This is a genomic window from Aestuariibaculum scopimerae (assembly GCF_059428085.1).
This window is the reverse complement of the sequence record NZ_CM182089.1, coordinates 2,427,961-2,442,090: the sequence shown is the minus strand read 5'-3', so window position 1 is coordinate 2,442,090 and position 14,130 is coordinate 2,427,961. Positions and strand designations below refer to the sequence as shown.

Sequence of the window (14,130 nt, the reverse complement as noted above, 5' to 3'; positions counted from 1 at the left end):
CTATAAATAGCCTAACTCTAATTTTGTTCAATCCCAGACATTTCAATTACGTAATAAGGTATCGGTAAAACATACTTAGAATCATTTGGAGAAAGTGAATAAATTTGACCGTTTAAATCCCTTTGGATGGTGATCTCTTCTCCTTGCTTATTTAGCCTCCGCAAATCTGACCACCGTAACCCCCTAAATAGCAATTCTTTTCTTCTTTCCTGAAGAATTATAGCCAATGCATCATTTTGGCTGCTTGCAGTAAATGGCGTAAACGTATTATCGAACCTATGTTGCATTAAAAAGTTTAAATCTTGAAGGCCATCCTGATAGTTCCCTAGCCTAGTTTTACATTCGGCAGATATCATATACATTTCACCTGCAGTAATACCCCCAAAATAACTAGAATTACCTGTGTAATTACCTTTAAACCTATAGCGGTTACCACTTAAGGACCTAAAAAAAATCCCAGGCCTTAAATCATTGGAAGCATAGGAGTTAAGTAAATCTTCATCCAGATATACTGTATTTATAAATTTTGGAAATACTACATGTTGAACAAATATTTCATCATTGTAAGGGGGAATTGGGTATGAATTGCTGCTATTTAAATCATTAAAATCAACCATTTCATGTGGGTGCTCTAAAGTTTTGGTAGCATATTCCAATGCATTTTCAAAATCTCCCATATTTAAATATACCCTTGCCAACATACCTAAAGCAGCAGGTTTGGAAGCGTCAAATTTATTTAAAGGCACATCTCTTAACAATTGTTCAGCCTCTATTAAATCTGACACTATTTGACTATAGGTTTGTTCTATTGTGGATCTAACTACAGGTTCATTTACATCTGAAACTAATCTTAAAGGTATGCTGGTATTGCTAGATGCAGAGTTAGGATCATAAGGAGTAGCAAATAATTGGGCCAAATTATAGAACGCTTTAGCCCTAAAATATAATGCACCTCCTTTAATATCCTCATATTCCACTTCATTAGCATTGGTTTTGTTAATTTTCAATAAACCATCAAGTATTACATTTGCATAAAAAATCTGTTCATAAGACCCATCCCATTCGAAACCTGAAAAATCTTCAAAACCATCTGATTCCCAGATATAGCAATTTTTTAACATATCGTATGCTGCTTCCCATGTTTCATAGGCTAGATAATAATCATCCATACCCACCATGGCTTTACCTAAATAATCATATCCTAACGAATTTGTGTTGTTGAGAAGATCTCTCATGTCCTTAAGCGTCGTTGGAACAACTAGACTTTTATCTCTTTTCTCATCGAGCCAATCCTCACTGAACACATTATCACAAGATGAAAAAGGCAGTATCAAAAGAAACAGAAGGGCTGATCTATATAGACGTATTTTATTTAAAGTTTTCATAATTTTTTTTTAAAAGTTGACATTAAATCCTAAAGAAATTGATAGTGGTTCTGGGTAAACTATGGAACCCGTTTGAACAATACGGCTAACGCTATAGTCTGGGTCTAAGCCTTTATCATTAGCAGCCCATATTAGACCAAGGTTTCTGGCATAAATATATGTTTCGAGACTATTGAAAGGCCATTTGGGATGCTTGTCCCTTGTTATTAAATAACCCAATCTAATATCCTGGAACCTAATATGATCTGCCTTTTCAACCAAAACTTCAGAATTCTCATAAAATGTGTTTCTAGATCCATTTGCCGGATAAACCATAGAAGGAACATAGGTAGATTGTTCATCTCCAGTATTTTGCCATCTATTTTCAAAATCACTATGGCCTCTTACACCAGCAAATAAAGACGAATAGTTTATTGAAGGTGTTCTAAAATAATGACCTAATTTGTATGTTACATTAAAAGATAAAGACAAGTTTTTATATGAAATTGTGTTCATAAAAGAACCAAAATATTTAGGTAGAGCTCTTCCATGAAATACTAAATCATCAAATTCAGTAGCATCAAAAATTGCTGAATAATCTGAACTTTCCTGACCGTCAACAAAGCCCATAGGGTCACCCGTTTGAGGGTCTAAACCTGCCCATTGAAAACTATAAATACCATAAAGGGGTTGTCCTTCGGTAGGGGTTATATCAAAAGGACTTCCTGTTAAACTAGCATCTGAAAAGTAATTTAGAATTGTAGGAGGGTCTGCATTATATTTTGTTACTTCATCAGTTATATAACTAAAAATGAAGGTGCTCTTCCAATTTAAATTGGATTTTCTAAAAATATTTGCTGTAAGACTCAAATCAATACCTTCTCCTTCAATATTTGCTACATTTCCTCTAAATGATGTTGAGCCTGTTGTTGGGTCTAAAGCACTATCGCCTAATATATCTTTCCCTTTTTTCTTATAGTACTCTATTGTACCCAGAAAAGCACTATTGTTAATATTAAAATCAAGACCAAGATTAAAAATTCCTATTTTTTCCCATCTCAAATCTGGATTAGGCGGATTAATAATTCTCGCCGCAATTCTGCCTGTGTATAATGCTGAACCATATGTAGCTGTGGTATATGCTGTAACCGAATCATCGATATTACCATTATACCCATAGGTCGCCCTCAAACTTAAATCAGAAAGCCAAGGTATAGCCATAAATGCTTCATTGCCTAACTTCCATTTCCCACCCACTGACCATAGTGGTGAGGTTTTTTGATTTGTTTTAACTCCAAATAAATTGGACTGATCGATACGACCACTTAATGAAAGTGAATAGCGATCAAGAAAAGTATATCCCAAATTAGAATAATAAGATCTGTACCTTTCCAGAATACCTGTATTTGATGATAAATAAGGTACTTTTAAAAATGAACCTGAAGGATACGATCGGTAGAAAGATATATAATCTACAGGTTGAGAAGTACCCGTGCTTTCATCATAACCATAGCTTCTAAATGTGTAGCCATCTATTTTAAATGACCTAACTTCAACACCAGCAATAGCCTGTAACTCATGATTTTCATTTTTGTAATTATAATCCAACTGACCTCTAACATCGTGAACATCTAAATTTAAATCACCTTTAGTTAATATCCCTCCTAATGGAATTATACTTGCTGCCTCTCCATTTGAAATTGATGATGCCGAATTAATTAAATTACGAACAAAATAAGCATCTACGGTTTGATGAAAATAATTGTTTGTAATTTGTTTTTCAAAAAGGTAGCTTATATTAGCAGATAGGCCTTTTAAAGGCGTTACGTACTTTAATTTAAAATTGGTTCGAATATTATTAACTTTCGAATTATTTTCGGTATAATTAAGTTCATCAACTGGTCGATAATACCAATCTAAGAACCCATATTGACCAGAATCCTCAACAAAAGAGTTTCTGTAGTTTCTGGCTATTGAGAGTGCATTACCATTATTATCAACCAATTGTGCATATGGATAAACGTTTTGTAAGTCAAAAAGAATTGAGTTAGTTGCATTAATTATATTCTTTGAATTTGTATAGTTAATAATCGCACTTAAATCTAGTTTGTCTCCCAAACTAATATTATGCTTTGTAAGCAAGCTTATACGATTGTACTCATTATCTACACGGTTATTCAAATTTTTGTCATAACCGATAGATAGATAATAATCATAATTATTATAACCACCATCAAAACTTAATGCATACTGTTGTTTGATACTGTTTCTATAAAAGGCATCTTCCATTTCTTTACGAACATCAATATTTCTAAATGCATTGATACGATTATTTGCTTGAGATGGTGTAATAAGGCCATTATTAAGAGCATCTAAAGTTTCAATAACTGGTGAAAGAGCAGGAGGATCAATTGTATTGCCTAAATCAAAATCATAATAACCTTCATTAAATAAAAAAGTTTCTACATCTATATAATCACTTGAAGACATTCTCTTATCGTAAAACAAATCAGGCGTATTAGATATTGTTAAAAAGGTATTAAATCTAATGGATGCTTTTTTATTTTTTACTCCTTTTTTAGTATTTATAACTATAACACCATTCCCTGCTTTTACACCCCAAATGGATGCCGCCGCCGCATCTTTTAATACAGTGATGTTGTCAATGTCGTTTGGGTTTATATTTGTCAATTCGCCTTCATAAGGAAAACCATCAACAACTATCAAAGGTTGTGAGTCTGCAAAAATAGTACTAACGCCTCTTATACTTAAAGAGGGCTGTTCCCCTCTTCTTTCATCAAATAGCAAACCAGGAACAATACCCTCTAGTCTTGAGATAATATCTGTACTTGTTGATCTTTGTATAATATTAGCATTGAGTTGGTTAAAGGAACCTGTTGCTCTTTCTTTAGGTATTTTTTGGTATCCTGATGAATATTCTAAAACCACCTCTCCTAGCTCACTTACTTCTTCTACTAGAATAACATTTAAAATACTTTGATTCCCTACTGTAATTTCTTGTGTTGCGAATCCCAAAGCAGAGAAAACCAATACGTTTTCAGGATTTGGTACTGTTATGCTATACAAGCCATCAATATCAGTAGCCGTACCTTTAGTAGTCCCCTTAATTTGTACGGTGGCGCCGGGAATGCCCATGCCCGATTCATCTGTCACCTTACCCGTTACCCGTATTTGCTGTATGGTATTGGCATCCCTAATAATAATAGTATTGTTTTTGGCTACTATTATATTAAGCGTGTTATGGGCCAGTGTTTTATTTAGTAAGGCATTAAGTGGAATGTTGCCTTTTTTAAGTGCTATTTTTGGGGTGTCCTTAAATAAACCTTCCTCGTACATAAAGGCATATTTTGTTTGCTCAGTAATCAAGTCAAAAACCTCATCGATGGTGACTTCTTTATCTGCATCAATCGTGATTTTTGTATTTTGAGATAAGATCTCTTTTGGTGAGAGACTGAATAGCGTTGTACAAAACAAAAATATAAACGTGCGCATAGTGTTTATTAGCAGCCATTTTCTAAAACAGAAATGGCTTTCAGTTAATTTTATTTCCATAAATTTGCTTGTTATTAGTTAGTTAATGATTTAATTGATTAATAATGTTATTGGGGGATAAAGTGTTACATTTTTAGCGAGATATAAACTTTATTCCCTTTGCTTTTTTAGAATAATTTTTTCCCCATAGGCTTTTGTATTTATTTAAGTATTATCGTTTTATTATTTATTTCGTAAGTGTTTATGCTTCCTTGAATAAATGCCAAGATATCTTCTATAGGCTGTTTTTTATAAAGCGTTCCAATAAAGTTAACATTTTCCAATTCCTTATTTTCAAAAACAACTTCCATATCGTACCAACGCGAGAGTACGGTCATAATTTCCTTAAGCGATTTATGCTTAAAGCTAAATACACCTTCTTTCCAAGCTACTTCCCTAAAAACATCTACATGGTTAACTTGAACGTTTCTTGTGCTTATATTGTAGGCCGCTTGTTGTCCTGGTTGTAACTGTTTTTTATAATCATCTATGCTTACCAAAACTTTACCTTCTACTAATGTGGTATAGATATTGGCCTCACCCTGATAAGCTTTAATATTGAACTGGGTACCCAACACCCTTACCTCCTGGTTGTTGTGGTACACCTTAAAGTCGGCCCCCAAATGCTCGGTGCTTGGCGATACCTCAAAATAAACTTCACCATAAACCAGTTCTACCTCTCGGCTTTTGCCATCAATAAAGTTTACCGGATACTTGAATTGGGTTTCAGAATTGAGCCAAACTTTGGTGCCATCGGCCAAGGTTAATTGAAATTGCCCCCCACGAGGCACCGTCAAGGTATTTACCCGCAACGCCGCTTGAGACGACATGGCTTGGTATGTTATCTGTTCGCCATTACTAATGGCATTGGCAGTTTGGTAGCTGGTGCCCTTTTCTAAGGTTATATTAGAGCCATCCTCTAAGGTTAGTATAGCCTTATCGGTACCCGTTTTAATTTGGTTGTTTACTATAATGGGCTGCTGGTTTTTTGGAGTGCTAAATAAGGTATCCTTAAACAAATAGTCCGCTACCATAAACCCAATTACCAGTACTGCTGCGGCATATTTTAAATAGTTATACAGTTGGTGTGTGTTTTTACGGCGTTGTTCTTTTTCTATTAAAGCCATAATAACTTTTCTGGTTTTAGAAACATCAAATGTTTTTGCATGAACATCCATAGCATAATTGGCTTTTACAAAAGACCTAAAATAACCGTGGTTACGCTTGTCCTGTAACCAATTGCTCAGGGTATTTAAATCTGCCATTGTAGCCTGTTGGTTTAAAAACCGAATAAGAATCTTATCTATTTTAAGTGATTTCATCTATGCCTTTTTTATAATAACGAAGCTAAAATGATTAACCCTCGAATTTTTTTCTATTTTTTTTAAAAAACTTTTTTGTTTAATTTGCTGCATGCGCATTTGGTAAAATGGCCCGCCTTGTATGTGTTTTAATTTATAAGTTTAATTAATATTTATTGAACACAAAATGGCTTAGCAATTTTTGAATCTAAAAAAAAAATGAAAACGGTTTATAAATCGGACGCAACCTTAATAGCTGACCTTGTAGAAGGTAAGCCCGAGGCTTATGACCATTTATTAAAAACCTATCATCACAAATTATGTGTATATGCAGCAAGCCTAACGCATGATATGGCCGTGGCCGAGGATTTGGTACAAAACGTTTTTGTAAGGATATGGCAAAAACGTAAGACCCTACACCCCACCAAGTCCTTAAAAAACTTTTTATATAAAACCGTTTATAATGAGTTTATAGATTATGCACGCTACCAACGTAGCTTTATGGCCATAGAAAAACAATATATGGATACACTTAACCAAGTGGTTGAAGATCAAGACCAAGATCTGGAACAAACCATACAGATTATGAAGGAGGAAATTGAAAAATTGCCTACAAAGTGCAAAGAGGTGTTTTTGTTAAGTAAAAAAGAGGGGCTTCTAAATGTAGAAATAGCCGAATACCTTAAAATTTCCATTAAAACTGTTGAAGGGCACATGCTTAATGCCTATGCGCGGCTTCGTAAAAAAATTGGTGAACGTATGGATGGTATTTTGTTTTTATTGTTTGACCTTCCTAAAATAAACCCACGCTTCCGCAAATAAGCATTGTAAAAACAACAAACAATACATGATGAATTAACGCCTATTAAATCATTTTATAAGGTGATGACTTAGCCAGGGCATGAAATTGAATTAAACTTTCATTTTTAAAAAGAAGAAACAAAATTGTGTCTATTTTATCACCCACTTCTTGCCTTATAATTTCAAAAGCTTTTTGCATTTGGTTCTCAACGGTTCTGACTGAAATTTTTTGATACTCTGCAATTTCCTTATAGGTCAATCCTTCCAATTTAGCCATAGTGAAAATTGTTTTACATTTTATTGGCAATTTTTCAATTTCCTTTTTTACAATTTCAATCAACCTATTGGTTTCATTAATATCCTGGTCCTCAACAATTGCATTAAGGTGTTTAACATGCTCCTCTTCAAGAGGCGACATTAATTTACTTTTCCTATATTGGTCTATAAACTCATTATATACAGATTTGTAAAGGTAGCTTTTAATAGCATGCTCGGTTGATAATTGTTTTCTTTTAGACCACAGTTTTAAAAACACATTTTGAACAACATCTTCAGCTTTATATTTATCTTTAGTTAGGTTTAATGCATATACACATAATCTATTATAATAGTGGTCCATTACATAAGTATAAGTGCTTTCATTTCCTTGGATTAAATTTTCAATAAGGATTTTGTCATTCATCTGTATACAAGTAATTTAAGTGTTAAATACGCATAAACTTTGTGTAAATTTATAATTTTTTTCTTGAAAATTGTGGGTAGTATTAAATCTCATCCGTATTAATAATATAAGCTTTAGATAAAAATGACTAAAAGAGATAAAAAGGCATGTATTAATTTTCTTATGAATGAAACAAATACTAATGATTTGGAGCATTTAAAAGAATGGCTTAAAGACCCTAAAAACAATCTAATATTCCAAAGTTATGTAAAGACAAACTATATAATGGATTCGAGTTTAAACGCCTTTAATCCTGAAAAGGTAAAGAAAAAATATTTAGCAGAGTTAAGAAAGCAAAAACAAAAACAAAACCGCATCAAGGTATTTAGATGGTCCGGTTATGCTGCCGCCGTTATACTCATTTTTGCATTAACCATAATTTTAAGTAAAGGAGACCATACAAGTGAATTACAAAAACCTATTATAGTTAATAACCAAATTGAAATTGGTACAAATAAGGCCACTTTAACACTAGAAGATGGCTCAGAGTTAGCACTGGAACAAGGTGCGTTTTATGAAAATGATAATGCCACCAGCAATGGAGAAGAAATTGTTTATCAATCTGGAGAAAAAGGAAAAAAAGAGATAGAATATAATATTTTAACAGTACCTAGAGGCGGGCAGTTTTTTATTAAGCTTTCTGATGGTACCAAAGTTTGGTTAAATTCTGAAACCCAATTAAAATACCCAATCAGTTTTATAGAGGGCGAAAGTCGACTAGTAGAATTAGCCTATGGGGAAGCCTATTTTGAAGTGTCCCACAGTACTGAACATCTGGGGGCCGATTTTAAAGTACTTCATAACCAACAGGAAATACAGGTATTGGGAACCGAATTCAATGTTAAAGCTTACAAAGACGAATCGCATGTATACACCACTTTGGCAAAAGGCAAGGTGTTGGTGCACTACAATGGTAAAACACAGTCCTTGGTACCGGGCCAGCAAACCAGCCTTAACTTAAAAACCAATCAAATAACGGTTGCAACAGTAAATGTTTATAACGAAATATCATGGAAAGATGGTATCTTCAGATTTACAGATGGATCCTTAAAAGAAATCATGAAAGTATTGGCCCGCTGGTATGACATGGAAGTTATTTTTGAAAATAAAGCTATTGAAAAAGTAAAGTTTAAAGGTATTTTAAGTAAAGATCAAAGTATTGAAGAAATACTATCAGCTATAAAATCGGTGTCGTTGAGCAACTATGAGATACATGGGAAGACGATTATTCTTAAATAACAATAAACAATTAACATTTATCACTGATCAATGTTAATTGATAAATGATCACTGAAAAACTAACCACTAAAAACCACGATTATGAAACAGCATCCAACGTAAAAAGTAAGTTTAGGAGTTTAGAGTTTGCCATCCGCCGCTAAAACTAACAAGTAAGCTAAACCTCTAAACCTGAGATTCCCGCCTTATTCATTCATCTTATCTTAAATTAAGGTATTCATGAATCTTCGATTTCGCGGGAATAAAAAAAGGGAGTAAAGTTTAAACCGTCGAAAGCAAAAACCTTATCCCCCTATTTAAGATTACTGATTAATATTCACTAACCAATAACATTACAAATTTATGGAATTAAAATTAACTAATGTCGGATTCCTTAGAAGAAAACGACTCTTGATAATTATGACAAAAACGCTTATTTTCTTATGCTGTGCCGCCGTATTTAGTTTTACGCCAAACAGTATGTTGTCCCAAAACTCTAAAGTGAAAATAGATGCCGATAAGCGTTTGACCGTAGACGAAGTATTCGATTTGATTATGTATCAAACCGACTACAGATTTATATATGAAAAAGGCATTTTTGAAGATTTCCCAAGCATTCAAGTACAAAAAGGGACCATTACAACCAACAGTTTATTGGCAAAAAGTTTGTCGGGTAAAGATTTAAACATCATCGTTACCCTTAACAATACCATTATTATCAAAGAGGGTAAAACCAAGCAACAGCTCAGGGTTTCAGGTAAGGTCATTGATGAAAAAGGGATGGCTGTCCCCGGTGTAACGGTACTTATAAAAGGGACCACCAAAGGAACCGCGACAAATTTTGACGGCCTTTACGCCCTTACAGTAGCCAATCCAGAAAATGTTCTAGTGTTTTCCGCATTGGGTTTTGAGCCTCAAGAAATTGTTGTGGGCAATCAAAACACCATCAATATTACCCTTAAAGAAAGTGTAAGCACCCTAGAAGAAGTCACTATTAATGCTGGTTATTATTCTACAACCGAGCGTTTAAAAACAGGAAATATCAGTAAGGTATCCAGCGAAGATTTAAGCCTGTCGCCCGTTACCGATCCTATGGCTGCCTTGCAGGGCCGTGTTCCCGGTATGGTCATTACCCAAAACAATGGGAACCCCGGAGCAGCGTTTGAAGTGGAAATCCGCGGCCGTACACAAATTGATAATATTAACGGGGCCTCCGATGAGCCTCTATATATTATAGACAATGTTCCATTAGCCAGTGGCAATGAAACACTCAACCAATTACCCTCGGCCATCAGCGCCTCGTCGCTTAGTGGTATCAGCCCACTATATAGTTTAAACATTGGGGATATTGAGAGTATAGAAGTTTTGAAAGACGCTGATGCTACTGCGATCTACGGGAGTCGCGGTGCTAGTGGTGTTATTTTAATTACCACCAAAAAAGGAAAAAAAGGCAAGCCCAAATTCAACCTCAACGTTTCCAACGGGGTAAGTATGGCCCCCTTACCAAACATGTTAACCACAAAAGAGTACGTAGCCATGCGTAAAGAAGCCTTGGCCAATGATGGTCTGGATCTGGAAACCATGGCCAACAGCCCCAGCCTGTCTGTTAGAAACCGCGTGTACGATCTGGTACAATACGATACTTTAAGAGACAACAATCTTGCCAAACAATTAATTGGAGGCACGGCGTATACCACCGATGTACAAGCTTCTGTATCAGGTGGTACGGAGTTAACACAGTTTATTTTAGGCGGTAGTTACCACAAAGAAACTATGGTGATTCCGGGTGATTTTCCCAACACCAGAGCTTCGGGCAGATTTAGTGCAACCACCAACTCTGCCAACAAAAAATTTACAGGGACTTTTACCGGAAGTTATACGTCTACTTTGAATACCAGTACATCCACCGATCTTTCTTTTGCCTTATCCTTGCCTCCCAATTATAAATTGTATGAAGATAACGGAGATATCGCCTGGAATGAGGGAGGATACGATACAGATAATCCCTTAGCATACACCAAAAGAAAGTACGAAGCCAGAATCACTACACTCAATACCAATGCCGTACTGTCTTATGAATTCTTCCCGGGCTTTACGGTAAGAAGTAGTATTGGCTATAACATTATCACCACCGATGAAGACCGTAAATGGACCTCCAAATCGGTAAATCCTTTGGATAGAACCGGGGCCGATGGCTCCTACCTATTCGGTCACAGAACCTTTAAAAGCTGGATTGCAGAACCACAAGTAACTTACAACCGCGTGTTTGGAGACCACAGCTTAAACATCCTTTTTGGTGGCTCGTTTCAAAGTCAGGAAGACAAAGGCTATAAAATCAACATCAGAGGTTATGAAGATGATGACTTGATTGGTACCTTATCGGTCGTAACACCAGAAATGTTCGGTACGCCAGACAGTAATTTTTCGGAGTACAAATACAGCGCCTTTTTTGGGCGTATCAATTACAACTACAACAACAAGTACATTGTAAACTTAACCGGAAGACGCGATGGCTCCAGTCGTTTTGGTCCTGCATTCCGATTTTCAAATTTTGGTGCCGTGGGAGCCGCCTGGTTGCTAAGCAACGAGCCCTTTTTAAAAGATGTATCCTTTATAAGCTTTGCCAAATTACGAGCCAGTTATGGAGTTACCGGAAATGATAAAATTGGAAACTATAAATACCATGATGTGTATGAATCTGGTTTCGGGCTAAACAACTACAATGGCGAAACGGCATTAGTACCATCTTCGCTATTCAATTCGGCCTTACATTGGGAAAAGAATATCAAAACAGAGGTGGCTATGGACTTGAACTTGTTTAAAAACAAGCTCCAATTCTCGGCCGCATGGTACCGAAACAATTCATCCGATCCGTTGGTGAGCTATCCGCTACCGGGCATAACCGGCTACAATAACGTGGTAAACAATTTAAAAGATGTGTTGGTACAAAACCAAGGGGTAGAATTACAAGTGATTTCCAATAATATCCATACAAAAGACTTAAGTTGGAGCACCAGTTTTAATATTACCATCCCGAGCAATAAACTTTTGGAATTCCCAGGTCTTGAAGACTCATCTTACAATAGCTACTACATAATTGGGCAATCCCTAAACACGGTGATTGGAGCCGATCTTATTGGCGTAAACCCCGAAAACGGTCTTTACGAGGTAAAGGATTATAACGATAATGGTGTATTCGATGCAGAAGTGGGTGGTGATTTTGTACCTCTGCTCAATACCGATCCAGAGTATTACGGAGGGTTTCAAAACACCATCACATACAAGCGCCTTACGTTAGATTTCCTGCTTCAATTTAGAAAGCAAAAAGGATCCAACTGGATTGGTTCATATACCTCTTTAACTAGTCCTGTGGGCGCACCCGGTATCAACTATCCCGATGTGGTTTTAAACCGTTGGCAAAACCCGGGCGATGTAACCGATATACAAAAATTCACCACAAGAGCGTCGTTTTTTGATCTTTTTAACTTAAATGGCGGCCATGTCCCTGCCTATTTCTCCGATTTCAGATATACTGATGTCTCTTTCATACGCTTAAAAAACGTGGCCCTATCGTACGATTTTCCAGAAAAAATAATGGAAAACATTGGTATGAGTTCATTACGTGTATATGCACAGGGACAAAATTTATTAACCTTTTCACCGTATAAAGTCGGCGATCCTGAATCGGCAACGCTTAATAGGTTACCTCCATTACGCACCTTTATTTTAGGTGTTCAAATTAGTCTTTAATTTTTAAAACTATTCGTCATGAAATTAAAAAATAAAAACATAATGCTTCGTTTAAATAAAACCATACCGGTCGCTCTTGTTTTGGCACTCTTTTGTTGTTTCAGTTGTGAAGACTTCGTTGACGTAGACTTACCACCAGATTTGGTAAGCACCGATGATGTCTTTTCCAGTGAAGGCTCTGCACAAGCAGCCATGCGCGGCGTATATGCCTATACCAACTATAGTAACGCCACGTTATTTATATTTAGAATGGTTGGCCTGTCTTCAGATGAACTGGAGAAAACGAGTTACTCTACTGAGGAAACCATGTTCATAGATAATGTTATTGCTTCTAATAGCAGTACCATTTTAAATATGTGGCGTGGTTTTTATAATATTATCTATCAATGCAATAATATAATTAACAACCTCTCCAACTCGAATGCTATAGAACCCGAAATAAAAGCTCAATTGATTGGTGAAGCTAAGTTTATAAGGGCCTTTTGCTATTTCTATTTAGTAAACCTTTGGGGCGACGTTCCTCTTAATTTAGATACAGATTATGATGTAATCCGACTGTTACCCCGTACGCCCGTAGCTGATGTATATGTACAAATTGAAACTGATTTAATAGATGCCCAAAACACACTAAGTGGTACAATCTATACAGAAGCAGGCGATCGCTATCGGGCCAATAAGTGGTCGGCCACAGCCTTATTGGCTAGGGTTAAACTCTATCAAGAAGATTGGGGGGCTGCCGAAAGCTTAGCAAGTACAATTATTAACAATAACATTTATCAATTAGAGCCTTTAGAAGATGTATTTTACGCCGATTCGCGCGAAAGCATCTTCCAATTGGCCAATGGTGACAATAGATACACTAAAGTCAATTTATTTTTAACCTCTCCTGCCTCACCACGTTACCGTTTAACGGGCCCATTTGCTGCTAATATCCCGGCAGATGATGCACGACGCGATATTTGGTTAACCCCTACTTTACTTGGACCTTATAAGTACAAGTCTTATTCCAACACCTCTGGGCCAGAAAAGCCAGAAGCTAACATGGTGTTGAGATTGGCAGAAATGTACCTAATTCGAGCCGAAGCCAGAGCACAGCAAGATAACATTACGGGCTTAAACAGTGCCGCGTCTGATTTAAATGTGATTCGTTCGCGAGGCGAACTTTCAGGTACCACGGCAACGACCAAGGCTGCTATGCTACAGGATATTTATGCCGAACGGGCCAGAGAACTCTTTGGCGAGTGGTCGCACCGTTGGTTTGATGTGAAGCGTACCGGACAGGCCGATGCCATTTTTGGAGCCGCAAAACCCGGATGGGTTCCTGAAGCGGTCTTGTACCCCATACCGAATGAGGACCGCCTTAAAAACCCTAATTTAACACAAAACCCGGGCTATTAACCCGCAATAAAACCCATACTATTTT

At 36.3% G+C, this 14,130-nt stretch carries 8 protein-coding genes; 4 read left to right on the top strand and 4 right to left on the bottom strand.

Features of this window, described 5'->3' with window-relative positions:
* Positions 1-17: 17 nt before the first annotated feature.
* From AC5SR4_RS10475 to AC5SR4_RS10465, 3 genes are all read right to left on the bottom strand, one after another.
* On the bottom strand, positions 18-1,385 hold the full coding sequence (locus tag AC5SR4_RS10475; protein WP_495356195.1) for a RagB/SusD family nutrient uptake outer membrane protein: 1,368 nt from the start codon (positions 1,383-1,385) through the stop codon (positions 18-20).
* Positions 1,386-1,394: 9 nt separating this feature from the next.
* Positions 1,395-4,937, bottom strand: a complete 3,543-nt coding sequence (locus AC5SR4_RS10470; RefSeq protein ID WP_495356194.1) for a SusC/RagA family TonB-linked outer membrane protein — start codon at positions 4,935-4,937, stop codon at positions 1,395-1,397.
* Positions 4,938-5,077: 140 nt separating this feature from the next.
* Positions 5,078-6,238, bottom strand: a complete 1,161-nt coding sequence (locus tag AC5SR4_RS10465; RefSeq protein WP_495356193.1) for a FecR family protein — start codon at positions 6,236-6,238, stop codon at positions 5,078-5,080.
* A gap of 198 nt (positions 6,239-6,436) precedes the next feature.
* Here AC5SR4_RS10465 and AC5SR4_RS10460 point away from each other — a divergent pair, with 198 nt between their 5' ends.
* Positions 6,437-7,039, top strand: a complete 603-nt coding sequence (locus AC5SR4_RS10460; protein ID WP_495356192.1) for an RNA polymerase sigma factor — start codon at positions 6,437-6,439, stop codon at positions 7,037-7,039.
* 43 nt (positions 7,040-7,082) lie between these two features.
* Here AC5SR4_RS10460 and AC5SR4_RS10455 read toward each other — a convergent pair whose 3' ends face one another.
* Positions 7,083-7,700: an RNA polymerase sigma factor gene (locus AC5SR4_RS10455; RefSeq protein ID WP_495356191.1), complete on the bottom strand. Its 618-nt coding sequence runs from the start codon at positions 7,698-7,700 to the stop codon at positions 7,083-7,085.
* A 123-nt stretch (positions 7,701-7,823) separates the two neighbouring features.
* Here AC5SR4_RS10455 and AC5SR4_RS10450 point away from each other — a divergent pair, with 123 nt between their 5' ends.
* From AC5SR4_RS10450 to AC5SR4_RS10440, 3 genes are all read left to right on the top strand, one after another.
* Positions 7,824-8,978: a FecR family protein gene (locus AC5SR4_RS10450; protein ID WP_495356190.1), complete on the top strand. Its 1,155-nt coding sequence runs from the start codon at positions 7,824-7,826 to the stop codon at positions 8,976-8,978.
* A 342-nt stretch (positions 8,979-9,320) separates the two neighbouring features.
* On the top strand, positions 9,321-12,707 hold the full coding sequence (locus AC5SR4_RS10445) for a SusC/RagA family TonB-linked outer membrane protein (protein ID WP_495356189.1): 3,387 nt from the start codon (positions 9,321-9,323) through the stop codon (positions 12,705-12,707).
* An 18-nt stretch (positions 12,708-12,725) separates the two neighbouring features.
* On the top strand, positions 12,726-14,105 hold the full coding sequence (locus AC5SR4_RS10440; RefSeq protein WP_495356188.1) for a RagB/SusD family nutrient uptake outer membrane protein: 1,380 nt from the start codon (positions 12,726-12,728) through the stop codon (positions 14,103-14,105).
* Positions 14,106-14,130: the final 25 nt, after the last annotated feature.